We start from the raw sequence: 24,818 nt of genomic DNA on the forward strand, positions 1-24,818 counted from the left end.
TGTTCGGCTTGAAAGGACGCGCGATCAGCGCTCGCCCATCAGCCATTGCAGCTGGACTTCGTGCTGGCCGCGATCGTCGGTGACGAACACCGTGCCTTCGCTGATCATCACGTCCCACTTGATCGCCCGCGGCATGTCCTTGGCCAGGGTTTCCAGTACTTCCTGGGGCACGGCGGCGATGTTGAGGTTTTTCAGGTTCTTGACCGCCGGCAGCACCTTGGTTTCCCACACGCGCAAGCTGCCATAGGCCAGCAGGCTGGTGCGCTCGGTGCGACGCGAGCACCAGGTCAGACGATCGGCATCGGGCTGGCCGACTTCGATCCAGTGCAGGATGCGGTCGTCCAGGCTTTTTTCCCACACCGCCGCTTCGTCCACGTCCGACAGACCTCGGCCAAAAGACAGTTGCTCGTTGTACCACAGGGCGTAGGCCAGCAGACGCACGGCCATGCGCTCTTCGGTTTCCGACGGGTGACGGGCGATGGTCTGCTTGACGCTTTCGTACACACCGCGGTCAAGGTCGGTGAGGTTCAGTTCAAACTTGTAGGTGGTGGATGGCTGGGCCATGGACGGGCTTCTTGCGGCAAGGAAAGTCGCCCAGTCTAACCGATCCGCATGTTCCTTGCGCCGCAGCAGTATCTGGGCGCGCCCAGCTATGATAAAAACGGGGGCCCTGACCCGCTGCCACGGACGCCTCATGCCTACGCCCAGCAAACCTCTCGCCGGCCTCAAAGTCATCGAACTCGGCACCCTGATTGCCGGCCCGTTCGCTTCGCGCATCTGCGCCGAATTCGGCGCCGAGGTAATCAAGGTCGAGTCGCCCGATGGCGGCGACCCGCTGCGCAAGTGGCGCAAGCTGTACGAAGGCACGTCGCTGTGGTGGTTCGTCCAGGCCCGCAACAAGCAGTCGCTCACGCTCAACCTCAAGCATGCCGAAGGGCTGGATATTCTCAAGAAGCTGCTGGCCGAAGCCGACATCCTGATCGAGAACTTCCGCCCCGGGGTGCTGGAAAAACTCGGCCTGGGCTGGGACGTGCTGCACGCCCTCAACCCGAAGCTGGTGATGGTGCGCCTGTCCGGCTTCGGCCAGACCGGGCCGATGAAAGACCAGCCGGGGTTCGGCGCCGTCGGCGAATCCATGGGCGGGCTGCGCTACATCACCGGTTTCGAGGACCGCCCGCCGGTGCGTACCGGCATCTCCATCGGTGACTCGATTGCGGCCTTGTGGGGCGTGATCGGGGCGTTGATGGCCCTGCGTCATCGCGAAGTCAACGGCGGCCAGGGCCAGGTGGTGGATGTCGCCTTGTACGAAGCGATCTTCGCCATGATGGAAAGCATGGTGCCGGAGTTCGACGTGTTCGGCTTTATCCGCGAGCGTACCGGCAACATCATGCCCGGCATCACCCCCTCCTCCATCCACACCAGCGCCGATGGCAAGCACGTGCAGATCGGCGCCAATGGCGATGCGATCTTCAAGCGCTTCATGCAGGCCATCGGCCGCAATGACCTGGCCGACGATCCGGCGCTCGCCAGCAATGACGGCCGCGACCTGCGCCGCGATGAGTTGTACGGGGTGATCGACCGCTGGGCGCGGACTTTGCCACTGGATGCGCTGATGCAGGTGCTCAATGAGGCCCAGGTACCGGCCAGCCGCATCTACAGTGCCGAAGATATGTTCAGCGACCCGCAGTTTCTCGCCCGCGAGATGTTCCTGCAAGCCAAGCTGCCCGACGGCACGCCGTTCAAGATGCCGGGAATCGTCCCCAAGCTCTCGGACACCCCCGGCTCCAGCGAATGGGTCGGGCCGGAGCTTGGAGCCCACACCGAGCAGGTACTGGCCGGGCTGGGTTATGACACAGCTGCGATTGCCCGGCTACGCACGCAAGGCGCAGTCTGAACACGGCACTACTCAAGTTGCGTGGCAACGGTGGAGACCTGGACATGACCCATCACTGGCAAGCGAGCATGCGTCGTGGATTGCCGCTGTTGCTAGGTCTGTTGCTTTGCCTGGGCCTGCCCGCTCCGGCCTCGGCCAAGGAGCGTTTGTTCTGGTTGTTGCGCGACTTGCCGCCGCTGACCATTTTCGAAGGTACCGGCAAGGGCCAGGGGGTGATCGACCGCTTGCTGCCGCTGCTGATCGAACAGATGCCCGAATACGATCACAGCATCGTCCGGGTCAACCGCGCCCGCGGCATCCAGATGCTCCAGGCGCCCACCTTCACCTGCGACCCGACCCTGCTGTGGACCCCGGAGCGAGCGCGCTATGTGCATTTCTCGATCCCCAGCCTGGGCGTGCTCAGCAGCGGCCTGGTGGTCCGGCGCAAGGACCAGCACCTGCTTGACCCCTACCTGCACAACCAGCAGGTCGACCTGCAGACGCTGCTCGGCAGTACCGCGCTCAAGCTGGGTGTGGTGGCCCAGCGCAGCTACAGCCCGGCGGTTGATGAACTGCTCAAGACCCTGCCCGACACTACCCTCAGCCGCCACTACGGCAATGACGCAGTGACCAGCCTGCTGCAAATGCAGCAGCATGACCGCCTGCAACTGGTGCTCGGCTACTGGCCGGAAGTGCGCTACCTGCTGCAACAGCAAGGCTGGCCCAGCGACGACTATGCCTTCTACCCGATCCAGGGAGTCGAGCAGTACCAGTTGCTGCGGGTCGGCTGCTCCGACACGCCGCTGGGGCGCGAAGCCATCAGCCATATCAACAAATTGCTACTGCCGCTGCGCAACGACACCTTGCCCGACCTGTACGCCCAGTGGCTGGCGCCGCAAATGCGCGAACAGTACCTGCACGACAGCCTGCACCTGTTTGGCGAGCACCCCTGAGGCCCGATCGCAGGTAAAAAGAAACCCCGAACGGTGGGGAGGCCGCCCGGGGCTAAACAAAAGCCCATAGGGCTTCGCACGACAGCTTCACGACATCGGAGCAAAATCCCGATCAGCTGTCCTTGTTAGGTCTGATTGCCTTGCCCGGCAAAGGTTCCGTCACACCCCGGCGCTGATCGAGCGGCCTTGCTGCAGATGGCGCTGCGCCGCGATGACGCAAGGCTGCAGGCGGCCCTCTACAATCAGCAGGTCACGCTGCAGGCCATCGACCAGGTCGACCAGCAGGCGCTGGTCCTGCAACTGGCTGGGCTTGACCGTGCGCTGCAGCACGCTGCGGTTGGTTTCGTCGGTCAGGCGCAGGTCGAAATCACAGCCGGTGCTCAGGCGCACCAGCCTGACCCGGTACGGTGCCAATGCTTGACCAAGCAACAATCTGATACATTCCATCTCATTCATTGTTCACCTACCTGTCGAGAAGGGGTCTTTCACTGACCCTGAGGCAGCCGGAAAAGTTCTCTCAGTGCGATTTCCTTTACCCAGCATGCCCGGCAAAAATGACAGATTGAAATCCAGCACGTTGAGCGGAGCCTGCCTGTGACAGCCCCTGCCCCCAGTGAACTGCGCATCATCCTGGCCGATGACCACCCGATCTTTCGTATCGGCCTGCGCGCCGTGCTCGAGCAGCTTCCGGGCATTCGCGTAGTGGGCGAAGCCGGCGGCCCGCTGGAGCTCACGACCCTGCTGCAAAGCCTGGAATGCGACGTGCTGGTGACCGACTTCATGATGCCGCTGGAGCAGCAGAACGATGGCTTGAAGCTGCTCGAACAACTGCGCCGGCACCATCCGCAGTTGCCGCTGCTGGTGGTGACCATGCTCAACAATGCCGGGCTGTTCCGGGCCATGCTGGCCCTGGGCGTCAATGGCCTGCTGAGCAAGGCCAGCCTGGCCGACGAATTGCCCCAGGCCATCGCCCGCCTGCGCAGCGGCAAGATTTACCTGGCCGATTCGGTGCAGCAGTTGCTGTTACAGGACGGCGCCGTGCGTGAAGACCTGGCCCGCGACCAGACGGCGTTGTCGCCGCGCGAGCTGGAAGTCGCCCGCCTGCTCGCCGGCGGCCACACGGTCGGCCAGATCGCCACCCTGCTCAACCGCAGCAAGCAGACAGTAAGCAGCCAGAAGGTCAGTGCCATGCGCAAGCTGGGCCTGGCCAATGACGCCGCGCTGTACCTCTATTTGCAGGAGCACGGCCTGGGCTGAAGGCTGTTCACGCCCTGCGCCGCAGCCTGGCCTCGGCCGGCTCACGCTCGAGCATCCACCGGCGCAGGTCCGGCCCCGCCATCGGCCGGGCAATGAAATAGCCCTGCATGATCGGGCTGCCCAGGGCCTTGATCGCCATCAGGTCATCTACCGTCTCGACGCCCTCGACCACCACGTTCAGGTCCATGCGCCGGGCCATGATCAGCGCCCCCGCCACCACCGCCGCCTTACGGCCATCATCGGCCATGCCCCGGACAAACTCGCTGGGCAGTTTCAACTCGCTGAATGGCAGTTCGAGCAGGCGCTGCAGATTGGACACGCCCATGCCGAAATCATCGATCGACAGTTGGCAGCCCTGGATGCGCAGGTGCAACAGCCCTTCGAGCTGGTTGCTGTCGAGCTGGCAGCTGTGGGTTTCGATGACCTCCAGGGTCAGGGCGCTGGCCGGCACGTCATGGCGCTTGAGGGCCGCGACGACCTGCGCGGCGAAATCATCGCGGGTGAGCATCAGCGGGGCGATGTTGACCGCCACGGGTAATGGCTGGCCACTGGCGAGCCTGGCCTGGGCACTGAATGCCAGGGCCTGGTCGAGTACGTGCCAGCTGAGTGCCTCCAGCAACCCGGCGCCTTCAATCAAGGGGAAGAACTGCGCCGGGCTAAGCAAGCCAAGGCTTGGGTGTTGCCAGCGTACCAGCGCCTCCACCCCGACCAGGGCACCGTCGAAACCCACCTTGGGCTGGTAATGGGCCTGCCACTGCGCCTGGCTCTGCGCCAACTCGGCGGGCGACATGGCCAACAGCTCGGCATGGGCCGGTGCGGCGAGCGCCTGGGGCGAATCGCCGGGCTCGTCGAGGTAGCGGCGCAGCAACTTGTGCAGCGACACGCTGCAAGCCGGCTTCTGCAGACTGCCGAGCACCCGCAAGCCCAACTGTCGCGCCAGGTCGGCAACGCTATCGAGCACACCACGTTCGGCGCTGCTGAGGATAATCAAGGCCGCCGCCAGGCCGCTGTCAGCCAGGTGACGGATCAGCTCCAGGCCGTCCTGGCCGTCCATGTGCAGGTCGCAGATGGCGATATCGACCCGCCCGCGCAGGGACAGCGTCTGCCGTGCGCCGTCGACCGACTCTGCCGTCAGCACATCGAAGACGCCATTGGCATTGAGCATCTGATGCAAGGCCATCAGTTGGAAAGGATGATCCTCGAGAATCAGAACCTTAAGTGAGTGCATGAAAATTTCCCCGCAGTAGCCGATCTGAACGACAGCACTGTGCAACTCTAGGAAAATTGACCTAGGACGCCCATAGGACATGTCCTAAAGTTGAGGTGACATTTTCCACAGCTCTTGTTCAATGTCCTGATTCAACTGGTCGATTGCCGCCTGCAATGCTGCCCATCCCGGGTCGGCAGCCTGCGTCGAGCGCACCTGGCTGGCCTTTTCCAGTTGCGCGCACGCCTGCGCCAGGGGCAGCGCATCAATCAGGCAGGCGACGCCCTTGAGGCGGTGCAATGCCACGCCAATGGCTTCCCAGCCTTGGGTCTGGACGGCAGAGGCGAGCAAAGCGGACTCTTCCCGCAGGTTTTTGCGCAACTCCTCAAGCATGCGCCGCAGTACCGCATTGTTGGCCTGGGTCATCTTCTGCAGGGTATCCATCCTGAAGCTGGGCCGCGCGGCCAGCCTGTCGATCACCGCGACAAGCTGGGCCAGCGCAACCGGCTTGACCAGACATTCATCCATGCCGGCCTCCAGGCAGCGGGCGCGCTCCTCTTTCATAGCGTTGGCGGTGCAGCCAACGATGGCGATCGCTGGGCGCTGGCTGTCGCGTTCCAGGCGGCGGATGCCACGGGCCAGCGCATAACCGTTCATCACCGGCATGTTGCAATCGCTGAGCACCAGGTCGAAATCGCCGTCCTGCCAGGCCTGCAAAGCACTCTGGCCGTTCTCCACAGCCAGCACCTCATGGCCAAGGAATTCCAGTTGCTGGCTGAGCACCAAGCGGCTGGCCGAAAGGTCATCAACCACCAGAATCCGCCGCGCCGGCCCGCCCGCCAGCCCACGCGTCGGCGCTGGCGCTACAGGCTCGGCAGCCAGCGCTTCGAGGGTCAGCTCGACACTGACCTCGGTACCTTTGCCCGGCACGCTACGCAGGGCAATGTTGCCGCCCATCAACTCGACCAACTGCCGGCAAATGCTCAGGCCCAGGCCCGAGCCGCCATATTCGGCACCCGCGCCTGCCTGAGCGAAGGGCTGGAACAGCGCGCTCTGCTGTTGCTTGCTGATACCGATGCCGGTGTCACGCACACACAGGCGCAAGCCAATGCCCTGCAAACTGTCGCAGCCAGTGCGGCTGACCTGCAGCTCTACCAGGCCCAGGTGAGTGAATTTCAGGGCGTTGCCCAGCAGGTTGGTCAGCACCTGGCGCAAGCGCAGCGGGTCGAACCAGTACACCCCTTCTGCTTCGCTGGCCAGTTGCAGGCGCAAGTCCAGGCCCTGAGCCAGGGCCTGGGCCTGGAACTGCTCGACGATAGCCTTGAGAAACGGCGCCAGTGCCCGGGCCTGGGGTTCGAGCTGCAGGCTGCCGGCCTCGATCCGGGCAAGGTCGAGGCTGTCACCGATCAGCGCAATCAGCTCACGGGCTGATTGATGGGCGGTTTCCAGCCGCCGGGACGGTTGCTCGCCGCGGCCCAGGGTGGTTTCCCGCTCAAGTTCGAGCAGGCCGATGATCACCGCCATGGGCGTGCGAATCTCGTGGCTCATGGTCGCCAGAAAGGTACTTTTGGCCTGGTTGGCCTGCTCGGCCTGCTGCCGGGCTTCGACCAGCGCCACCTCCAGTTGCTTGCGCTCGGTGATGTCGATCCAGCCCCCCAGCAGGCCTTGCAGCTGCCCGTCGGCACTGTAGAACGGCACGGTCCACTGGTAGGCATCGGTGCGCTGGCCCTCAAACTCGATACAGCGGTCCGCGAACACCGGTTGCGGATCTTCGAGCAGGCTCAGGTAATCGGCATGCAGTTGCCTGGCCAGCGCCTCGGGAATGACATCGATGTCTGTCAGCCGCCGGCCCTTGACATCTTCCAGGCGCATCGAGAAGGCCTGTTCGTAGCTTTTGTTGCAGGTGATCAGCCGCCCTTCCAGGTCGCGCACGTAGATCGGGTTGGGGATTCCGTCGAGCAGTGCGCGCTTGAACGCCAACTGGTCGTTGAGGGCTTGCTCGGCCTTCTGCCGCTGGTTGATCTGCGCGCGCAAGCGACTGCTCCAGACCAGCGACACCAGCCCGAACAGTACCGCCGCCGCCACGGTCCAGTAGATCCACGGCGCAATCCGCTGCCAGGCCGGCGCTGGCGGCGCCAGCGCGCCCAGCCACTTCATGCGCACGGCACGCAACTCGGCGACCGGGAAGGCTTCCAGGGCCTTGTTGAGGATGCTTTCCAGCTCCGGAGCGCTGCGCCGTACCGAGAACCGGTCCGGTGCCCACTTGCCCTCGACTCCACGCCCGACCTTGAGCACCGGGTCGTTGCCGATCACGCTGTAGGCGCCGATTTCGCTGTCGATGGTGGCCAGGGCTTCGCCGTTGCGGACCTTTTCCCGGGCTTGCTCCAGCGAGTCCACCAACAACAGGCGAATACCCGGGTGATCCTCGCGAAGGGTGCTCTCCAGCGCATGCTGCGCCGGCAGTGCCAGGGTCTGCCCGGCCAGTTCGTCCAGCGACGCCAGGCCCAGTTGCGGCGCACGAACGATGAACACCCAGCTCTGCCCGCCAATGGAATGAGTGAACCCGAGAAACTCGCGGCGCTCCGCGGTTTCACTGAGGGTTGTGCTCAAGTCGGCCTGCCCGCTCCTGAGCAGCTCCAGGCTCTGGGCAATCGATTCGGACGGCGCATAGTCAAACTGCAGGCCCGTCATCTGCGCAATGGTCGCCAGCACATCGCTGTTAAGCCCCACCCAGGCGCCCTGGCGAGTGCGGAACAGGTAAGGCGGATACTGGCTACCAACCACGGTCACCCGCGGATGGCTGGCGATCCAGCGGCGCTCGGCGACGCTCAGCTCGACCCGGTGATGAGCCACGTCCGAGCCCAGGCCGGAGGTCCAGCGGCCAAGAATTTCGCGGCGCACCGACTCCTCGATACTGGCCAGCGCCTGGTTGAACATCTCCTGCAGTAGCCGGTCTTCGGCACGCACGGCAAAGGCGAAGCCAATCGGCGGCAAGGCGCTGGGGCCGACCACCTGCAGGCCCAGGTACGGACGCAGCGCGTTGAAGGCGCGGATGATGATCTCGTTGCCGACAAACGCATCCACTTCACCCTGATTGAGCGCCTCCAGGGCACTGCTGAGGTTGGGCGCCAGCAGCACCTGGCTGTCGGGATAAACCTGGTGCATGACCCGGGTGTCGGCATAACCGTCGAGCAGGACCACTTTCTTCCCCGCCAGCGACTTTGGCGGCACCGGCGCGCCGCCACGCACCACGACCATGGAGCGGTCCGGAATGTAATCGTCGGAGAACGCCAGGCCCGCCACGCTGCGTTCAAAGCCGTTGGCGCTGGTCAGGACATCGATGTCGCCATGGCGCAAGGCCTCGATCGCCTCCTCGCGCTTGGCGAAGGCCAGCACCTGGGTTTTCACCCCCAGGCGTTCGGCAACCAGGCTCAGGTAGTCGGCGCTGATGCCCTGGTAGCGGTTGCGGTCGATGGTGATGTCCACCGGCTCGTAGTCGGCAAACGAGATACCGACCCGCAACACCCGCGCCGGGCCCAGCCATTGTTGCTGGGCCGCGGTCAATGGCATCGGCCCAAGCTCGGTGAACGGCGGTACCAGGGTAAAGGGCAGGCTCTGGGCGGCCTGGGCCCAGGGCCCGATACCCAGCCAGAACAGGCAGGCCAGCAACAGCCCTGTTGTGCGTCGATGTCCGGTGCTCATTGATACCCTTGATCCGTTGCTGCAAACCATTGCCAGTGTAGAAATAAAAAAGCCCGTCAGAGACGGGCTTTGTTGTGCCGATCAGTCGATCAGAGCGGTTTGCCGCGATTACCGTGCTGGCTGACGAAAGCCTGAACGGCTTTCAGGTCATTGGCCAGTACCGTGCACTTCTCTTCGCGGGCGAACAGGTCAGTCAGGTGCGCCGGCAGTTCCAGAGCCTTGCCGACACCGGCCTTCTCCACCGCTTCCGGGAACTTGACCGGGTGCGCAGTGCCCAGCACCACCATCGGCGTGTCCAGGCTGCGGCGGCACTCGCGTGCGGCCTTGACGCCGATCGCGGTGTGCGGGTCGAGCACCTCACCGGTCTGGGCAAAGACGTCGGCGATGGTTTCGCAGGTTTGCGCATCATCGACCGCCAACGAATCGAACAGCTTGCGCGCTTCGGTCCAGCGATCCTGTTCGACGCTGAAACCGCCGCCCTGCTTGAAGTTGTCCATCAGCCCGGCGATAGCCGCGCCATTGCGACCGTGCAGGTCGAACAGCAGGCGTTCGAAGTTCGACGAAACCATGATGTCCATGGACGGCGACAGGGTTGCGTGCAAGGTTTCCTTGACGTACTGGTTGCCACTCATGAAGCGGTGCAGGATGTCGTTGCGGTTGGTGGCGACGATCAGCTGGCTGATCGGCAGGCCCATGTTGCGCGCCAGGTAGCCGGCGAAGATGTCGCCGAAGTTGCCGGTCGGAACCGAGAACGCCACTGAACGCGCCGGGCCGCCCAACTGCAGGGCTGAATGGAAGTAGTAAACGATCTGGGCCATGATCCGCGCCCAGTTGATCGAGTTCACTGCCACCAGGCGGGTGCCCTTGAGGAAGCCCTGGTCAGCGAAACTGGCCTTGACCATTTCCTGGCAGTCGTCGAAGTTGCCTTCGATGGCGATGTTGTGGATGTTCTCGCCGAAGATGGTGGTCATCTGCCGGCGCTGAACTTCCGACACGCGCTGGTGCGGGTGGAGGATGAAGATATCGACGTTGTCGCAACGGCGGCAGCCTTCGATGGCGGCGGAACCGGTATCACCACTGGTGGCGCCGATGATCACCACGCGCTCGCCACGCTTGGCCAGCACATGATCAAGCAGGCGGCCGAGCAGTTGCAGGGCGAAGTCCTTGAACGCCAGGGTTGGGCCATGGAACAGCTCCAGCACCCATTCGTTGCTGTTCAGCTGACGCAGCGGTGCAACCGCGGCATGGGCGAACTCGCCGTAGGTTTCTTCGAGAATCTTCTTGAAATCGGCATCGGCGATGCTGCCGGTGACGAACGGGCGCATCACCCGGAAGGCCAGCTCGTGGTAGGGCAGGCCGGCCCAGGAAGCGATTTCTTCCTGGGTGAAACGCGGCAGGTTTTCCGGCACGTACAGGCCGCCGTCGCTGGCAAGACCGGCCAGCAGCACGTCTTCAAAGTTCAGGGCCGGTGCCTGGCCGCGGGTACTGATGTAGCGCATTTTTGCAAACCTTCGGTTTGAGCTTCAAGCTTCAAGCTTCAAGCTGCAAGTCACCGCAGTCCCGCTGTGATCTTGCCGCCTGCCGCTTGCCGCTTGCCGCAGTTGTCAGTTGAGTTGTTCGACGCGGATACGCACGACGTTGCCGACCACATCCTGCAAGGCTTCCAGGGCGGTGATGGCGTCGTTCATGCGTTGCTCGATCACTCGGTGAGTGAGCAGGATCATGGGCACCAGGCCGTCCTGTTCCTCGACTTCCTTCTGCATGATCGATTCGATATTGATGCCGCGCTCGGAAAGGATGCTCGCCACCTGGGCCAGCACGCCCGGGTGATCCTTGGCCTGGATGCGCAGGTAGTAGGCGCTTTCGCAGGCTTCGATCGGCAGGATCGGGTGGGCCGACAGCGAGTCAGGCTGGAAGGCCAGGTGCGGTACGCGGTTCTCCGGATCAGAAGTCATGGCGCGAACCACATCGACCAGGTCGGCAATCACCGACGAAGCGGTAGGCTCCATGCCGGCGCCAGCCCCGTAGAACAGGGTCGAACCGGCAGCATCACCGTTGACCATCACGGCGTTCATCACGCCGTTGACGTTGGCGATCAGGCGGTCGGCCGGGATCAGCGTCGGGTGCACACGCAGCTCGATACCGTTGGCAGTGCTGCGGGCCACGCCCAGGTGCTTGATGCGATAACCCAGCGCTTCGGCGTAGTTGACGTCAGCGGTGGTCAGCTGAGTGATGCCTTCGGTGTAGGCCTTGTCGAACTGCAGCGGGATACCAAAGGCGATGGACGCCAGGATGGTCAGCTTGTGCGCGGCATCGATGCCTTCGACGTCGAAGGTCGGGTCGGCTTCGGCGTAACCCAGGGCCTGGGCTTCGGCCAGCACGTCGGGGAACGCACGGCCTTTTTCACGCATTTCGGTGAGGATGAAGTTGCCGGTACCGTTGATGATCCCGGCCACCCAGTTGATACGGTTGGCCGACAGGCCTTCACGGATCGCCTTGATCACCGGGATGCCACCGGCCACAGCCGCTTCGAAGGCGACGATAACGCCCTTCTCACGGGCCTTGGCGAAGATCTCGTTGCCGTGCACGGCAATCAGCGCCTTGTTGGCGGTGACCACGTGCTTGCCGTTGTCGATGGCCTTGAGCACCAGCTCGCGGGCAATGGTGTAGCCGCCGATCAGCTCGATGACAATGTCGATTTCCGGGTTCGTTGCGACCTCGAACACATCAGCGGTAATGGGGGTACCGGTAATCTGGCAATTCGGGTTTGGCGAACGCATGGCAATCTGTGCCACTTCAATACCACGCCCGGCACGGCGGGCGATCTCCTCGGCGTTACGCTGAAGTACATTGAAGGTACCGCCACCGACGGTCCCCAACCCACAGATGCCTACTTTGACCGGTTTCACTGTGAACTCCCCATGAAACGACCGGCTGGCAGCCGATCGTGAAACTGCCGTCACCCCAAGGCAACGGCTTGCGATTGAATTACTTGGCCAGGGCCAGCTTGGCCACTTGCGGCGCCGGCTGGTAGCCCGGAATCACCTGGCCGTTTTCCAGGACGATGGCCGGCGTGCCGTTGACGCCGATCGACTGGCCCAGGGCGAACTGCTTGCCGACCGGGTTGGCGCACTTGGCGGCCTTGATTTCCTTGCCGTCGATCATCTTGTCCAGCGCCGCCTTGCGGTCGCTCGAGCACCAGACCGCCTGCAACTGCTCGTCACCCGGCGAACCCAGGCCCTGACGCGGGAAGGCGACGTAGCGCACTTCGATACCGCGACGGTTGAGCTCAGGCACTTCGGCGTGCAGCTTGTGGCAGTACGGGCAGGTGGTGTCGGTAAACACGGTGATGTGCGACTTGGTTTCGCCCTTGGCAGGATAAACCACCATCTCGGCCGCTGGAATGGCATTGATGGTCTTGGCGATGGCCTGCCGTTCGGTCTTCTCGGTCAGGTTGACCGGCTTGCCGTCCTGGATCTGGAACAGGTAGCCCTGCATGACGAACTGGCCATCCGCGCTGGCGTACAGCACGCGGCCGCCTTCAAGCTTGACTTCATACAGGCCGTTGAGCGGGCTGCTGGCAACGCTATCGACCGGCACGCCCAGTTCCAGGGACTGCAGGGTCTTGCGGATCGCCTGCTCGGCGTTGTCGGCGGCAGCGGCAAAGGTGCTGACCAGCGCCAGGGCGGCGGCGGCGAAAATCTGGGTCACGCGCATGGGAACTCCTGAGGGCGGACGGGGGCCGGAAGCTGGACGCACGTGCTTAAACCACGGCGATTACACGGCCCTTGATGCAAACCGCACAAGCCTACCACAGATGCCAGCACAGACCGACTGCGGGCGATGCACGCAATGTTCGATCAGCGCTCAGCCGCGCGGGTGATGCCGGGCATGCAGTTCCTGCAGCCGCGCGCGGGCCACATGGGTGTAGATCTGGGTGGTCGACAGGTCGCTGTGGCCGAGCAGCATCTGCACCACGCGCAAGTCGGCGCCGTGGTTAAGCAGGTGAGTGGCGAAGGCATGGCGCAGGGTGTGCGGCGACAGGCTCTTGTCGATACCGGCCACCAGCGCCTGGTGCTTGATGCGGTGCCAGAAGGTCTGACGGGTCATCTGCTCGCCGCGCAGGCTGGGGAACAATACATCGCTGGGACGCCCGCCGAGCAGTTCGTTACGGCCGTCACGCAGGTAGCGCTCAATCCACACCACCGCCTCTTCACCCATGGGCACCAGGCGCTCCTTACTGCCCTTGCCCATCACCCGCAGCACGCCCTGGCGCAGGTTGACCTGATCGAGGGTCAGGCTGACCAGTTCGGTGACACGCAAGCCACAGGCATACAGCACTTCAAGCATGGCGCGGTCGCGCTGGCCGATCGGCTCGCTCAGGTCCGGTGCCTGCAGCAAGGCTTCGACGTCAGCTTCCGACAGGGATTTGGGCAATGGCCGCCCCAGTTGCGGCATTTCCACCTGCAGGGTCGGGTCAATGCCGATCAGTTTTTCCCGCAACAGGTAGCGATAGAAGCCTCGCACCCCGGAGAGAAAACGCGCGGTCGAGCGTGGCTTGTAGCCCTGCTCCAGGCGCCAGGCCAGGTGATCGAGGATCAGTTCGCGCCCGGCATCGGGCAGCTCGACGCCCTGCTCCGTGAGCCAGCCGTTGAACAGCGCCAGGTCGCTGCGGTAGGAATCGCGGGTGTTGTCGGCCAGGCCCTTCTCCAGCCACAGGGCGTCCAGGAACTGATCGATAAGCGGATGTTCAATAGCGGGCATGACAACTCTGCGGCAAGCGACGAAAACGACGAATTGCCGCTAGTCTTCCATAACACTGCCGGCATAGGGAGCCCGAATGAACGAACAACAGATATTGCTGGCATTTGGCGGGATAGGTCTGGCAGCGCTGTGCTGCCAATGGCTGGCCTGGCGCCTGAAGCTGCCGGCGATCCTTTTCCTGCTGCTCAGCGGCATCCTCGCCGGCCCGTTGCTCGGCTGGCTCGACCCGCAGGAACTGTTCGGCCCATTGCTGATGCCGCTGGTGTCGCTGGCGGTGGCGCTGATCCTGTTCGAAGGCAGCCTGACCCTGCACCTGTCGCAATGGAAAGACATCGGCAGCGTGGTGCAGCGCATGGTCACCCTCGGCGCGCTGTCGACCTGGCTGGTAATCACCCTGGCCACCCACTGGCTGCTGGGCTTCGACTGGCTGCTGGCAACCTTGTTCGGCACCCTGACCCTGGTGACCGGGCCGACGGTGATCGTGCCGATGCTGCGGGTGGTACGGCCCAAGGCAACGATCGCCAACATCCTGCGCTGGGAAGGCATCGTTATCGACCCGATCGGCGCGCTGCTGGCGGTGGTGGTCTACAGCTTCATCATCGCCAGCGCCGCCGGCGACGGCCTGAGCCACAGCCTGGTGACCTTTGCCGGGGTGATTGTCTGCGGCAGCGCGTTCGGCGTGGCCGGCGGCTGGCTGCTCGGCCAGGTGATGCGTCACCAATGGCTGCCGGAGTATTTGCACAACCTGGCGTCGCTGGCGGCGGTGCTGGGGATTTTCATTGGTGCCAACCAGGTGATGCATGAGTCGGGCCTGCTGGCGGTCACCCTCATGGGCATGTGGCTGGCCAACATGAAGGGCGTGGATGTCCGGCAGATTTTGCACTTCAAGGAGAACCTCAGCGTGCTGCTGATCTCCGGGCTGTTCATCCTCCTGGCCGCGCGCCTGGACCTCAATGCCCTGATCGGCCTGGGCCCGGCGGTGCTGGCCCTGCTGCTGATCATTCAGTTCGTGGCCCGGCCGCTTAACGTCGCGCTGTCGACCTTCGGCTCGCAATTGAACTGGCGCGAACGCGCCCTGCTGGCCTGGATCGCCCCGCGCGGCATCGTTGCCGCCGCGGTGTCGGCGATCTTTGCCATCCGCCTGGATGAAGCCGGGCATGAAGGCGCACTGCTGCTGGTGCCATTGACCTTCGCGGTGATCATCGGCACCGTGGTGCTGCAGAGCGCCACTTCGCGGCCCTTGGCACGCCTGCTCAAGGTTGCCGAACCTGCCCCCAGCGGTTTTTTGATCGTCGGCGCCAACCCGCCGGCCCGCGCTGTGGCCAAGGCTTTGCAACAGCTCGATTGCCGGGTGCTGCTGGCCGATTCCAGCTGGGAGAACATCCGCGCGGCACGCATGGATGGCTTGCCAACCTACTTCGGCCACCCCGCCTCGCAGCATGCCGATGCCCACCTGGACCTGGTAGGCCTGGGGCATTTGCTCGGGTTGTCACCGGCAGGTGAGCTCAACACCCTGGCCTGCACGCGCTTTCGCCACGACTTTGGCCCGCAGCGGCTGTTTGTCCTGGCCAGTGGCCTTGAGGCCAAGCGCAGCGACAAGCACCGCGCCAGCGATGAGCACCGCGGGCAGACACTGGGAAGCCAGCCGCTGACCTACGGGCAGTTGGCCGGATTACTGAACAATGGCGCCGAGCTGTACAGCACGCACCTGACCGAGGCATTCGGCTGGGCGGACTACCAGGCGCTGCATGGCGAGCGGGCCAACCCGTTGTTTGCCCGCGATGGCAGTGGCTGGGTGCATGTGTTCGGGCCCGACAGCCTGCTCAAGCCCGGGCCTGGGTGGACACTGGTGGCGTTGATTCAGCCGCAGTAGGAGCGGGCTTGCCCCGCGATAAGGCCGGTGAAGTCTACACATTATCGCGGGGCAAGCCCGCTCCTACAGGATGGTCAGAACCCGGGCAATACCGGCACCGGGCGCTTGTCTTCATCGATGGCGACAAAGCTGAACAGGCCATGGATGGCCTTTTCGCGACTGTCGCAGCTCATGCTTTCGACAAACACTTCAACCTCGACCTTGAGGCTGGTGTTACCCACTGTCGCCACCCGCCCGACCAGCTCGACGATGGAGCCGGCGGCAATCGGGTGCTTGAAGTCGATACGGTCGGTCGACACCGTTACCAGCGGCAAGCGGCAGAAACGCGTGGCAGCAATGAACGAGACTTCGTCCATCCAGGCCAGCGCGGTGCCGCCGAACAGGGTGTTGTGGTGGTTGGTGGTGGACGGGAATACCGCCTTGGTCACGCGGGTCACCGACAGTTCGGTGCGGCGCTCGATTTCCTGCTCTCTGGAGGTCATGGGCTTCACATTGGACGACAAATTTCAGACAACAAAAAAGCAGCCCGAAGGCTGCTTTTTTCGCATGGTGGCCGTAGCCACCGGTCAAGCTGTCCTCAGGACAGTTTTTCCTTGATGCGAGCGGCTTTACCGGACAGGTCGCGCAGGTAGTACAGCTTGGCTTTACGCACGTCACCACGACGTTTCACGGCCAGGCTGTCGATTTGCGGGCTGTAGGTCTGGAAAGTACGCTCAACGCCAACACCGTTGGAGATCTTGCGAACAGTGAAAGCACTGTTCACACCACGGTTACGCTTGGCGATGACAACGCCTTCGAAAGCCTGCAGACGCGAACGATCGCCTTCCTTCACTTTCACCTGAACGACGATGGTGTCGCCCGGGGCAAAGGTCGGGATCTCTTTGGTCATCTGCTCTGCTTCGAGTGCAAGAATGATTTTGTTGGTCATGCTGTGCTCCTAAGGTAAATCAGCTGGATTTACCATCGATACGTTAACTATCGTCCCGCTCACGGAGGTATTCCGCCAGCAGCTTCTTCTCTTCTCCAGAAAGTGAGCGACTTTCCAGAAGATCGACGCGTCGTTCATAGGTCCGCCCAAGGGACTGCTGTAAACGCCATCGCCGGATGTGTGCATGGTTGCCACTAAGCAACACGTCGGGAACACGCTGATCCGCATACACCTCAGGTCGGGTGTAGTGCGGGCAATCAAGCAGACCATCGGTGAAGGAATCTTCCTGCGCCGAGTCCGCATGCCCTAAAGCTCCAGGCAGCAGTCGTGTAACCGCATCGATCAGGACCATCGCCGGCAGCTCGCCGCCAGACAGGACATAGTCTCCAATCGACCACTCTTCATCGACATGAGCTTCAATAAAGCGCTCGTCGATGCCTTCATATCGACCGGCTATCAGAATCAACGATTCGTGCTTCGCCAGGTCTTTGACCGCCGACTGAGTCAGCTTGCGGCCTTGTGGGCTCAGGTAAATCACCTTTGCCGCCTCTCCGGTTGCCTGCCTGGCATTCACCAGGGCGTCTTCCAGAGGCTTGATCTTCATCACCATGCCCGGACCACCGCCAAACGGCCGATCATCTACCGTATGGTGACGATCTGTGGTGTAGTCCCGCGGGTTCCAGCAGGTCAGTTGCAACAACCCCTGTTTCACCGCGCGGCTGGTAATGCCGTACTCACTGATGGCCGAGAACATCTCGGGGAACAGCGTGATGACGTCTACGCGCAGGCTGGCCATTGCTTAGAAGTCCGCGTCCCATTCGACCCTCATTTCGCCTGCAACCAGGTCGATCTTCAACACGCATTGCTCGGTATAGGGCAACAGGCGTTCTCGATCATCCAGGCTGCCCGCGCAGGGCTTGACCACCATTACATCGTTCGCGCCGGTCTCCAACAGGTGATCAATCGTGCCGAACAGCTGTTCGTCCTGATTGATGACTTTCAGACCCACCAACTGGTACCAGTAGTACTCGTCGGCAGACAGGTTGGGCAAAAGGCTACGCGAGATACAAATCTCATAACCGCTCAGAAGACGGGCTTCATCACGATCGTCGAGGCCTTTGAGCTTGGCGACCAGGTCCTTTTGAGTGGAACGGCCACTGACCAGCTCGACCTGTTTTACCTTCCCTTCGTGCCGAAGCGTCCAGTTACGGTAATCCAACAGGTTTTCAATCGGATCGGTAAAGGAAAAGACCTTTACCTCGCCGCGAACGCCGTGAACCGAAAAAATCTTGCCAACGACGATCAGGTCATCAGCTTTTTCTGGCGTCGCGCTCATACTATTCAGGCAGCAGCCTTAGCAGCATCTTTCAGCAGTTTTGCAACGCGCTCGGATGGCTGTGCGCCAACGCTCAGCCAGTGAGCAACGCGGTCTTGTTTAACGGACAGGCGAACTTCCTGGCCACGAGCGATAGGGTTGAAGAAACCAACCTGCTCGATGTGCGAACCGGTAACCGGGTTACGCGAGTCGGTCACGGTCAGGGTGTAGAATGGGCGCTTTTTAGAGCCACCACGGGCAAGACGGATGGTTAGCATTGAACATCGTTCCTGTAGTCGGTGCTGCAAATCATAATGCACAGCGGGCACACGGGTGCCCGAAAGGCCGCATATTCTCAAGGAATACACGGACTTTTGCAAATGCCTTTTTACGCCAGGTAAAAAGGACAGCCTGCAGATCTGCGCTTCGTACAGCCTCTATATAAAGGCTGCGTTGTTCCCGCCGGGGCGGGAGTCCGATCGTCGGCCCGTTTCCAGGCCGCCGATGCGAATAGGGTTACAGTTTGGGCATGCCGCCGCCGGGCATCATGCCACCCAGGCCGCGCATCATCTTGGCCATGCCGCCTTTGGCAGAAAACTTCTTCATCATCTTCTGCATCTGCTTGTGCTGCTTGATCAGACGGCCGATGTCCTGCACCTGGGTGCCGGAACCAAGGGCGATACGGCGTTTGCGCGAACCGCTGATCAGCTCAGGGTCGCGGCGCTCGGCCGGGGTCATCGAGTTGATGATCGCTTCCATCTGCTTGAACTGCTTCTCGGCGGCGCCCTGGGCGCTGCCCATCTGGGCCAGGTTGACGCCGCCGATGCTCGGCAGCTTGTCCATCAGGCCGCCCAGGCCACCCATGTTCTTCATTTGTTGCAGCTGGTCGCGGAAGTCTTCGAGGTCGAAGCCCTTGCCCTTCTTCAGCTTCTTGGCCAGTTTGTCGGCCTTGTCCTTGTCGAGGGTCTGTTCGGCCTGCTCGATCAGGCTGAGCACGTCGCCCATGCCCAGGATGCGCGAAGCGATACGGTCGGGGTGGAACGGCTCGAGCGCGTCGCTTTTCTCGCCCATACCGATGAACTTGATCGGCTTGCCGGTAATGGCGCGCACCGACAGCGCGGCACCGCCACGGGCGTCACCGTCGACCTTGGTGAGGATCACCCCGGTCAGCGGCAGCGCATCGCCGAACGCCTTGGCCGTATTGGCGGCGTCCTGGCCGGTCATGGCGTCGACCACGAACAGCGTCTCGATCGGCTTGACCGCAGCGTGCAGATCCTTGATCTCGGTCATCATTTCGGCGTCGATGTGCAGACGGCCGGCGGTGTCGACGATGACCACGTCGATGAACTTGAGCTTGGCTTCGCGGATCGCCGCCTCAGCGATGGCCACCGGCTTCTGGCTGATATCCGACGGGAAGAAGGTCACGCCGATGTCGCCCGCCAGGGTTTCCAGCTGCTTGATCGCCGCCGGACGGTAGACGTCGGCCGAGACCACCATCACGGTCTTTTTCTTGCGCTCTTTGAGGAAGCGCGCCAGCTTGCCGGCGGTGGTAGTCTTGCCCGCGCCCTGCAGACCGGCCATCAGCACTACCGCAGGCGGTGCGGCGTTGAGCGCCAGGTCTTCGTTGGCGGCGCCCATCAGGCCTTCAAGCTCGGCCTGGACGATCTTCACGAACGCCTGGCCCGGGGTCAGACTGCGCGACACCTCGGTGCCGACCGCACGTTCCTTGACCTTGTTGACGAAATCCTTGACCACCGGCAGGGCGACGTCAGCCTCGAGCAACGCCATGCGCACTTCACGCAGGGTGTCTTTGATGTTGTCTTCGGTCAGCTTGGCCTTGCCGGTGACATGGCGCAGCGTCTGTGACAGACGGTCGGTCAGGTTTTCAAACATGGTGATCCTTTCGGGCTCTGTAGAACCGAGGTTTATCAGCTGCCTCTGGCGTATTCGGCCGGCCTTGGGCAGGGGCAGGCCGGCGATTATAACGAAGACTTGGCCCAGCGCACACCATGCCGTCGGCTGGCAGTCTTCCTAGGCGGGCGCGATCTATGCCAAACTCAGTCCCTTTCGGGCTTGCCTAACAGGACTTATGCTCCCCTTGTCACCCAGCTTGCTACCCAATCTCATCGCCGCCTGCCTGTATGCCGCCGCGACCTTCTATCAAGGCTCACGCCTGGCCCAGGGCACCAAGGCCGACAAACGCCTGCTCGGCCTGCTTGGCGCGCTGGCGGTCATTGCCCAGGGCACTGCGCTGTTCTGGCAACTGCTCACGCCCCTGGGCCTGAGCCTGGACTTCTTTAGCGCCGCCAGCCTGATCGCCACCGCGGTGATCGCCCTGACCCTGCTGGCCTGCCTGCGCATCCCGGTGGAGAACCTGCTGCTGTTGCTGTTCCCGCTGGGCATGGCCACGGCGCTGATCGCCCAGTTCGCGCCGTCGGGCACGGTGCCGCTGATCAACGAAGAGCCGGGCATCCTCGCGCATATCCTGCTGTCGATCCTGGCCTATGGCATGTTCACCATCGCCGTGGTGCAGTCCCTGCTGCTGCTGTTGCAGGATCACCAGCTCAAGCACAAGCACCCCTCCGGGCTGATCAAGAACTTCCCGCCGCTGCAAACTATGGAAAGCCTGCTGTTCGGCTTCCTCTGGGCCGGCTGGGGCCTGCTGTCGCTGTCACTGCTGTCCGGCTGGCTGTTCCTCGACAACCTGTTCGCCCAGCACCTGGTGCATAAAACCCTGCTGGCGTGCCTGGCCTGGATCGTCTTCAGCGTATTGCTGTGGGGCCGCACCCGCCTCGGCTGGCGCGGGCACAAGGCGATCCGCTGGACCCTGGCCGGCTTCTGCCTGCTGATGCTGGCCTATTTCGGCAGCAAGCTGGTACGCGAATTCATCCTGCATATCTGACGGGCACAGGTAAATGGACGCTCTGCCGTTAGGACCGCTACTCGGCGTATTGGCACTGGCACTGCTGTGGTCGGCGCTGTTCACTGCGGTGGACGCCGCCCAGCAGCAACTCAACGGTGGCCGGCGCAACCCGCAGACCGGCGAGCACCCCGAACTTGCCGTAACCCCTCAGGCCCTGGTGCTGTGCTCGACCCTGGGCAAGCTGCTGGTATTGGCCCTGGCCTGCCTGATGGGCCAGCGCTACAGCGGCGAGCACGGTTTCTGGCTGGCCGGCCTGGGCGCCGCCGCCGTGCTTTTGATCGTTGCCGAATACCTGCCGCGACAGCTGGCCAGGCGCAACCCGCAGGCTTTCATCGGCCTGGGCAACAGCTTGCTCAAAGTGCCGCTCAAACTGCTGCAGCCGGTAGCCTGGCTGCTCGATGGCTGTGCGCGGGTGCTGCTGCGCCCGTTCCGGGTGCAAAGCCATGCGGTAGCGCTGCACGACAACGACGACAGCGACAGCTACGCCGCCGACGAGCCGGATGCCGACCAGCGCCTGAACCTGCCGGAAAGCCTGCTGGCGCTGGACAAAATCACCGTCAACGACATCCTCGTGCCGCGCAACGATGTCGACGGCATCAACCTCGACGAGCCGATCGAGGCAATCATCGAGCAGTTGATCATCAGCCGCCACACCCGCCTGCCGGTCTACCACAGCGATATCAACCAGGTGGAGGCGATCCTCAATACCAAGCTGATCAGCCACCTGCTGCCCAAGGCCGAACTGACCCGCGAAACCCTGCAGGCGGCCTGCTACGAACCCTATTTCGTGCCGGAAAGCACCCCGTTGCAGCTGCAATTGCTGAATTTCCACAAACAGCAGCGGCGCCTGGGCGTGGTGGTCGACGAATACGGTGAAGTACTGGGCATCGTTACCCTGGAAGACATCCTCGAAGAAATCGTCGGCGAGTTCGAAGACGAACACAGCCTCGACAACCCGCATATCCACCCCCAGGCCGACGGGCGCTTTGTCATCGAAGGCAACGTGTCGATCCGCGAGCTCAACCGCACCCTGGGCTGGCACCTGCCCAGCGACGGGCCGAAGACCCTCAACGGCCTGGTCACCGAAGCCCTGGAAAGCATCCCGGCAAGCGCCGTGTGCCTGAAAATCGGCCGTTATCGCCTGGAAATCCTCGAAACCGAGGACAATTGTGCCAGCCGCATACTGGTCTGGACGCTCAAGCGCTAGCTATACTGGCCACACGCTTACCCAGCCCCAGCCGTCTCGCCCGCTACCCGCACCGGCGTCACACGGCCAGTCAGCCTGACTGAACATTGCGCGCACCAGCGGTACTGGTTCACACCCCGAGCCTTGCCCGCGCCCGCCCCCATCCCCAACGGGCGTATGTTTCGTCACGCGACCATAACAATTCGCTTCGGCGCACGCCCGTGCCTGCCTGTTCGTACCCGGCCGGCGGCGATGCCCATGGAGCTCTCGACTGACAGGGATAATCGCATGACCACCAGCAGCACCTACCCCGAAACCGCCCAGGCCAGCCCCGGCAACTCGCCGGCACGGGTTGCCACCGCCAGCTTCATCGGCACCGCCATCGAGTTCTACGACTTCTACGTGTACGCCACTGCGGCGGCGCTGGTGATCGGCCCGGTATTCTTCCCGCAGACCTCCGGCACCGCGCAGATGCTCTCGGCGTTCCTTACTTTCGGCATCGCCTTCCTGGCCCGGCCCCTGGGTTCGGCGCTGTTCGGTCACTTTGGCGACCGTATCGGCCGTAAATCGACCCTGGTCGCATCCTTGCTGCTGATGGGTGTGTGTACCACCTTGATTGGCGTGCTGCCTGGCTACGACAGCATTGGCGCCTGGGCGCCGATCCTGCTTTGCGTGTTGCGCTTCGGCCAGGGTCTTGGACTTGGCGGTGAATGGGGCGGCGCGGCGTTGCTGGCCACCGAGAACGCGCCCAAGGGCAAGCGCGCCTGGTTCGGCATGTTCCCGCAGCTAGGCCCTTCGATCGGTTTTCTGGCGGCCAACGGCCTGTTCCTGACCCTGGCCATGCTGCTGACCGATGAGCAATTCCGCAGTTGGGGCTGGCGCATTCCGTTCCTGCTCAGCGCCGTACTGGTGATGGTCGGCCTGTATGTGCGCCTGAAGCTCGAAGAAACCCCGGTCTTCGCCAAGGCCGTGGCTCGCCACGAGCGGGTGAAGATGCCGGTGGTCGAGCTCTTCGCCCAGTACTGGGCCCCCACCCTGCTGGGCGCGGCGGCCATGGTGGTGTGCTATGCGCTGTTTTACATCTCGACGGTGTTCTCGCTCAGCTATGGCGTCTCGACCTTGGGTTACAGTCGCGAGACCTTCCTCGGCCTGCTGTGCTTCGCGGTGCTGTTCATGGCCCTGGCCACGCCACTGTCGGCCTGGCTCAGCGACCGTTACGGGCGCAAGCCGGTGCTGATTGTCGGCGCTGTGCTGGCCATTGCCTCGGGCTTTACCATGGAGCCGCTGCTGACCTCGGGTTCGACCACGGGGGTGGCATTGTTCCTGGCCATCGAGCTGTTTTTGATGGGCGTGACCTTTGCGCCGATGGGCGCCTTGCTGCCTGAGCTGTTCCCCACTCACGTGCGTTACACCGGGGCGTCGGCAGCCTACAACCTGGGCGGGATCGTCGGCGCCTCGGCTGCACCGTTCTTTGCCCAGAAGCTGGTGGCCATGGGCGGTTTGAGCTGGGTCGGCGGCTATGTCTCGGCGGCAGCTGTGCTGAGCCTGATTGCGGTGTTGTGCCTGAAAGAGACGCGCCACTCGGAGCTGTAGAATCATCGCGGGGCAAGCCCGCTCCTACCGGTGTAGGAGCGGGCTTGCCCCGCGATTGCTTAGAACTCTACCTTGACCGCCTGCGAAGCACGGGTGGCCTTGGCCCGGGCGGCTTCGATCGACTCGTCGCGAGCCAGGCATACGCCCATACGCCGCTGGCCGTTGACCTCAGGCTTGCCGAACAGGCGAATGGCGGTATCCGGCTCGCTCAGGGCAGCGCCGAGGTTGGCGAAGGCGGTCTGCTGCGACTGGCCTTCCACCAGGATCACCGCCGACGCCGACGGGCCGAACTGACGGATCAGCGGGATCGGCAAGCCCAGGATCGCCCGCGCATGCAGGGCGAACTGCGACAGGTCCTGGGAGATCAGGGTCACCAGGCCGGTGTCATGCGGGCGTGGCGAGACTTCGCTGAACCACACCTGGTCGCCTTTGACGAACAGCTCGACACCGAACAGGCCGCGGCCGCCCAGCGCCTCGGTCACCGCTTTGGCCACCCGCTCGGATTCAGCCAGGGCCACCGGGCTCATCGCCTGCGGCTGCCAGGACTCCTGGTAATCGCCCTTCTCCTGACGGTGGCCGACCGGCGCGCAGAAGGTGGTGCCGCCGACATGACGAACGGTCAGCAGGGTGATTTCGTAGTCGAAATCAATAAAGCCTTCGATGATCACCCGGCCCTTGCCGGCACGCCCGCCTTCCTGGGCATAGTCCCAGGCCTTTTGCACGTCGTCAGTGCTGCGCAGCAGGCTCTGGCCCTTGCCCGACGAACTCATCACCGGCTTGACCACGCACGGGAAGCCGAGGTCGTCGACGGCCTTGGCGTATTCCTCGAAGGTGTCGGCGAAATGGTACGGCGAGGTCGGCAGGTCGAGCTCTTCGGCGGCCAGGCGACGGATGCCTTCGCGGTTCATGGTCAATTGCGCGGCGCGGGCGGTCGGCACCACGGTGAAACCTTCGTTTTCCAGCTCGACCAGGGTCGCGGTGGCAATGGCTTCGATTTCCGGGACGATGTAGTGCGGCTTCTCGGCCTCGATCACTGCCCGCAGGGCGGCGCCGTCGAGCATGTTGATCACGTGGCTGCGATGGGCCACCTGCATGGCCGGGGCATTGGCGTAACGGTCCACGGCAATCACTTCAACACCCAGGCGTTGCAGCTCGATCACCACTTCCTTGCCCAGCTCGCCGCAGCCACAGAGCAGTACGCGGGTCGCGGTCGGCGACAATGGGGTTCCGATACGGGTCATTTC

The 24,818-nt window shown here is 63.2% G+C and carries 22 protein-coding genes; 7 read left to right on the top strand and 15 right to left on the bottom strand.

The annotated features are described in order from the left end of the window. Positions 1-24: 24 nt before the first annotated feature. Entirely contained in the window at positions 25-564 is a 540-nt protein-coding gene (locus BLR26_RS24670; protein ID WP_045193694.1) for a YaeQ family protein, read from the bottom strand. Positions 565-694: 130 nt separating this feature from the next. Between BLR26_RS24670 and BLR26_RS24675 the strand changes: the two genes are divergently transcribed. Continuing rightward, the gene (locus tag BLR26_RS24675) at positions 695-1,894 is read left to right on the top strand and encodes a CaiB/BaiF CoA transferase family protein (RefSeq protein ID WP_093386800.1); all 1,200 of its coding nucleotides are present in this window, start codon (positions 695-697) and stop codon (positions 1,892-1,894) included. Positions 1,895-1,938: 44 nt separating this feature from the next. Continuing rightward, the gene (locus tag BLR26_RS24680; protein ID WP_093386805.1) at positions 1,939-2,826 is read left to right on the top strand and encodes a TIGR02285 family protein; all 888 of its coding nucleotides are present in this window, start codon (positions 1,939-1,941) and stop codon (positions 2,824-2,826) included. A gap of 159 nt (positions 2,827-2,985) precedes the next feature. Here the strand turns inward: BLR26_RS24680 and BLR26_RS24685 are convergent, their stop codons facing one another. Continuing rightward, entirely contained in the window at positions 2,986-3,282 is a 297-nt protein-coding gene (locus BLR26_RS24685) for a DUF3509 domain-containing protein (protein ID WP_093386810.1), read from the bottom strand. Between the two features lie 138 nt (positions 3,283-3,420). On the opposite strand from BLR26_RS24685, the gene BLR26_RS24690 reads away from it, so the two are divergent. Further along, a complete protein-coding gene (locus BLR26_RS24690) occupies positions 3,421-4,083 on the top strand; it encodes a response regulator (protein ID WP_045193697.1) in 663 nt (220 codons plus the stop codon). Between the two features lie 7 nt (positions 4,084-4,090). On the opposite strand, the gene BLR26_RS24695 is transcribed toward BLR26_RS24690, so the two are convergent. From BLR26_RS24695 to xerD, 6 genes are all read right to left on the bottom strand, one after another. Then, positions 4,091-5,311, bottom strand: a complete 1,221-nt coding sequence (locus BLR26_RS24695; RefSeq protein WP_093386814.1) for an EAL domain-containing response regulator — start codon at positions 5,309-5,311, stop codon at positions 4,091-4,093. 84 nt (positions 5,312-5,395) lie between these two features. After that, a complete protein-coding gene (locus tag BLR26_RS24700; protein ID WP_371128658.1) occupies positions 5,396-8,992 on the bottom strand; it encodes a transporter substrate-binding domain-containing protein in 3,597 nt (1,198 codons plus the stop codon). A gap of 89 nt (positions 8,993-9,081) precedes the next feature. Beyond that, on the bottom strand, positions 9,082-10,491 hold the full coding sequence (gene thrC / locus BLR26_RS24705; RefSeq protein ID WP_093386825.1) for a threonine synthase: 1,410 nt from the start codon (positions 10,489-10,491) through the stop codon (positions 9,082-9,084). A gap of 105 nt (positions 10,492-10,596) precedes the next feature. Then, complete coding sequence (locus tag BLR26_RS24710; protein ID WP_093386830.1) at positions 10,597-11,901, bottom strand: homoserine dehydrogenase; 1,305 nt, start codon at positions 11,899-11,901, stop codon at positions 10,597-10,599. Positions 11,902-11,980: 79 nt separating this feature from the next. Next, the gene (gene dsbC, locus BLR26_RS24715) at positions 11,981-12,709 is read right to left on the bottom strand and encodes a bifunctional protein-disulfide isomerase/oxidoreductase DsbC (RefSeq protein WP_045193700.1); all 729 of its coding nucleotides are present in this window, start codon (positions 12,707-12,709) and stop codon (positions 11,981-11,983) included. Between the two features lie 150 nt (positions 12,710-12,859). Next, entirely contained in the window at positions 12,860-13,756 is an 897-nt protein-coding gene (gene xerD / locus BLR26_RS24720; protein ID WP_093386835.1) for a site-specific tyrosine recombinase XerD, read from the bottom strand. A 76-nt stretch (positions 13,757-13,832) separates the two neighbouring features. Between xerD and BLR26_RS24725 the strand changes: the two genes are divergently transcribed. Further along, complete coding sequence (locus tag BLR26_RS24725) at positions 13,833-15,629, top strand: cation:proton antiporter (RefSeq protein ID WP_093386840.1); 1,797 nt, start codon at positions 13,833-13,835, stop codon at positions 15,627-15,629. 74 nt (positions 15,630-15,703) lie between these two features. Here BLR26_RS24725 and BLR26_RS24730 read toward each other — a convergent pair whose 3' ends face one another. From BLR26_RS24730 to ffh, 6 genes are all read right to left on the bottom strand, one after another. Continuing rightward, positions 15,704-16,111: an acyl-CoA thioesterase gene (locus BLR26_RS24730; RefSeq protein WP_045196557.1), complete on the bottom strand. Its 408-nt coding sequence runs from the start codon at positions 16,109-16,111 to the stop codon at positions 15,704-15,706. Between the two features lie 95 nt (positions 16,112-16,206). Next, entirely contained in the window at positions 16,207-16,557 is a 351-nt protein-coding gene (gene rplS, locus BLR26_RS24735) for a 50S ribosomal protein L19 (protein ID WP_038996821.1), read from the bottom strand. Positions 16,558-16,600: 43 nt separating this feature from the next. Beyond that, on the bottom strand, positions 16,601-17,353 hold the full coding sequence (gene trmD / locus BLR26_RS24740; protein WP_045196554.1) for a tRNA (guanosine(37)-N1)-methyltransferase TrmD: 753 nt from the start codon (positions 17,351-17,353) through the stop codon (positions 16,601-16,603). A gap of 3 nt (positions 17,354-17,356) precedes the next feature. After that, a complete protein-coding gene (gene rimM / locus BLR26_RS24745; protein ID WP_093386845.1) occupies positions 17,357-17,893 on the bottom strand; it encodes a ribosome maturation factor RimM in 537 nt (178 codons plus the stop codon). A gap of 5 nt (positions 17,894-17,898) precedes the next feature. Then, positions 17,899-18,150: a 30S ribosomal protein S16 gene (gene rpsP / locus BLR26_RS24750; protein ID WP_028942918.1), complete on the bottom strand. Its 252-nt coding sequence runs from the start codon at positions 18,148-18,150 to the stop codon at positions 17,899-17,901. Positions 18,151-18,388: 238 nt separating this feature from the next. After that, entirely contained in the window at positions 18,389-19,765 is a 1,377-nt protein-coding gene (gene ffh, locus BLR26_RS24755) for a signal recognition particle protein (RefSeq protein WP_038996825.1), read from the bottom strand. A gap of 196 nt (positions 19,766-19,961) precedes the next feature. Here ffh and BLR26_RS24760 point away from each other — a divergent pair, with 196 nt between their 5' ends. The 3 genes from BLR26_RS24760 to BLR26_RS24770 all read left to right on the top strand — a co-directional run bounded on the left by BLR26_RS24760 (position 19,962) and on the right by BLR26_RS24770 (position 23,574). Further along, on the top strand, positions 19,962-20,774 hold the full coding sequence (locus tag BLR26_RS24760) for a cytochrome C assembly family protein (protein ID WP_045196549.1): 813 nt from the start codon (positions 19,962-19,964) through the stop codon (positions 20,772-20,774). Between the two features lie 13 nt (positions 20,775-20,787). After that, a complete protein-coding gene (locus BLR26_RS24765) occupies positions 20,788-22,002 on the top strand; it encodes a transporter associated domain-containing protein (protein ID WP_093386849.1) in 1,215 nt (404 codons plus the stop codon). A gap of 267 nt (positions 22,003-22,269) precedes the next feature. Then, a complete protein-coding gene (locus tag BLR26_RS24770; protein ID WP_093386854.1) occupies positions 22,270-23,574 on the top strand; it encodes an MFS transporter in 1,305 nt (434 codons plus the stop codon). 59 nt (positions 23,575-23,633) lie between these two features. Here BLR26_RS24770 and purT read toward each other — a convergent pair whose 3' ends face one another. Beyond that, positions 23,634-24,815, bottom strand: a complete 1,182-nt coding sequence (purT, locus tag BLR26_RS24775) for a formate-dependent phosphoribosylglycinamide formyltransferase (protein ID WP_093386859.1) — start codon at positions 24,813-24,815, stop codon at positions 23,634-23,636. Positions 24,816-24,818 lie beyond the last annotated feature (3 nt).

Source organism: Pseudomonas sp. UC 17F4 (assembly GCF_900101695.1).
Classification (GTDB): domain Bacteria; phylum Pseudomonadota; class Gammaproteobacteria; order Pseudomonadales; family Pseudomonadaceae; genus Aquipseudomonas.

What these genes read in the sequence shown, in the direction of transcription:
- BLR26_RS24685 (WP_093386810.1), bottom strand. Translation starts at nt 3,282, where the DNA reads ATGAATGAGATGGAATGTATCAGATTGTTGCTTGGTCAAGCATTGGCA.
- rimM (WP_093386845.1), bottom strand. Translation starts at nt 17,893, where the DNA reads ATGAGCGCGACGCCAGAAAAAGCTGATGACCTGATCGTCGTTGGCAAG.
- BLR26_RS24670 (WP_045193694.1), bottom strand. Translation starts at nt 564, where the DNA reads ATGGCCCAGCCATCCACCACCTACAAGTTTGAACTGAACCTCACCGAC.
- ffh (WP_038996825.1), bottom strand. Translation starts at nt 19,765, where the DNA reads ATGTTTGAAAACCTGACCGACCGTCTGTCACAGACGCTGCGCCATGTC.
- BLR26_RS24725 (WP_093386840.1), top strand. Translation starts at nt 13,833, where the DNA reads ATGAACGAACAACAGATATTGCTGGCATTTGGCGGGATAGGTCTGGCA.
- BLR26_RS24675 (WP_093386800.1), top strand. Translation starts at nt 695, where the DNA reads ATGCCTACGCCCAGCAAACCTCTCGCCGGCCTCAAAGTCATCGAACTC.
- BLR26_RS24730 (WP_045196557.1), bottom strand. Translation starts at nt 16,111, where the DNA reads ATGACCTCCAGAGAGCAGGAAATCGAGCGCCGCACCGAACTGTCGGTG.
- purT (WP_093386859.1), bottom strand. Translation starts at nt 24,815, where the DNA reads ATGACCCGTATCGGAACCCCATTGTCGCCGACCGCGACCCGCGTACTG.
- xerD (WP_093386835.1), bottom strand. Translation starts at nt 13,756, where the DNA reads ATGCCCGCTATTGAACATCCGCTTATCGATCAGTTCCTGGACGCCCTG.
- rpsP (WP_028942918.1), bottom strand. Translation starts at nt 18,150, where the DNA reads ATGCTAACCATCCGTCTTGCCCGTGGTGGCTCTAAAAAGCGCCCATTC.
- BLR26_RS24760 (WP_045196549.1), top strand. Translation starts at nt 19,962, where the DNA reads ATGCTCCCCTTGTCACCCAGCTTGCTACCCAATCTCATCGCCGCCTGC.
- BLR26_RS24770 (WP_093386854.1), top strand. Translation starts at nt 22,270, where the DNA reads ATGACCACCAGCAGCACCTACCCCGAAACCGCCCAGGCCAGCCCCGGC.
- BLR26_RS24695 (WP_093386814.1), bottom strand. Translation starts at nt 5,311, where the DNA reads ATGCACTCACTTAAGGTTCTGATTCTCGAGGATCATCCTTTCCAACTG.
- BLR26_RS24680 (WP_093386805.1), top strand. Translation starts at nt 1,939, where the DNA reads ATGACCCATCACTGGCAAGCGAGCATGCGTCGTGGATTGCCGCTGTTG.
- trmD (WP_045196554.1), bottom strand. Translation starts at nt 17,353, where the DNA reads ATGGCCAGCCTGCGCGTAGACGTCATCACGCTGTTCCCCGAGATGTTC.
- dsbC (WP_045193700.1), bottom strand. Translation starts at nt 12,709, where the DNA reads ATGCGCGTGACCCAGATTTTCGCCGCCGCCGCCCTGGCGCTGGTCAGC.
- thrC (WP_093386825.1), bottom strand. Translation starts at nt 10,491, where the DNA reads ATGCGCTACATCAGTACCCGCGGCCAGGCACCGGCCCTGAACTTTGAA.
- BLR26_RS24700 (WP_371128658.1), bottom strand. Translation starts at nt 8,992, where the DNA reads ATGAGCACCGGACATCGACGCACAACAGGGCTGTTGCTGGCCTGCCTG.
- BLR26_RS24765 (WP_093386849.1), top strand. Translation starts at nt 20,788, where the DNA reads ATGGACGCTCTGCCGTTAGGACCGCTACTCGGCGTATTGGCACTGGCA.
- rplS (WP_038996821.1), bottom strand. Translation starts at nt 16,557, where the DNA reads ATGACCAACAAAATCATTCTTGCACTCGAAGCAGAGCAGATGACCAAA.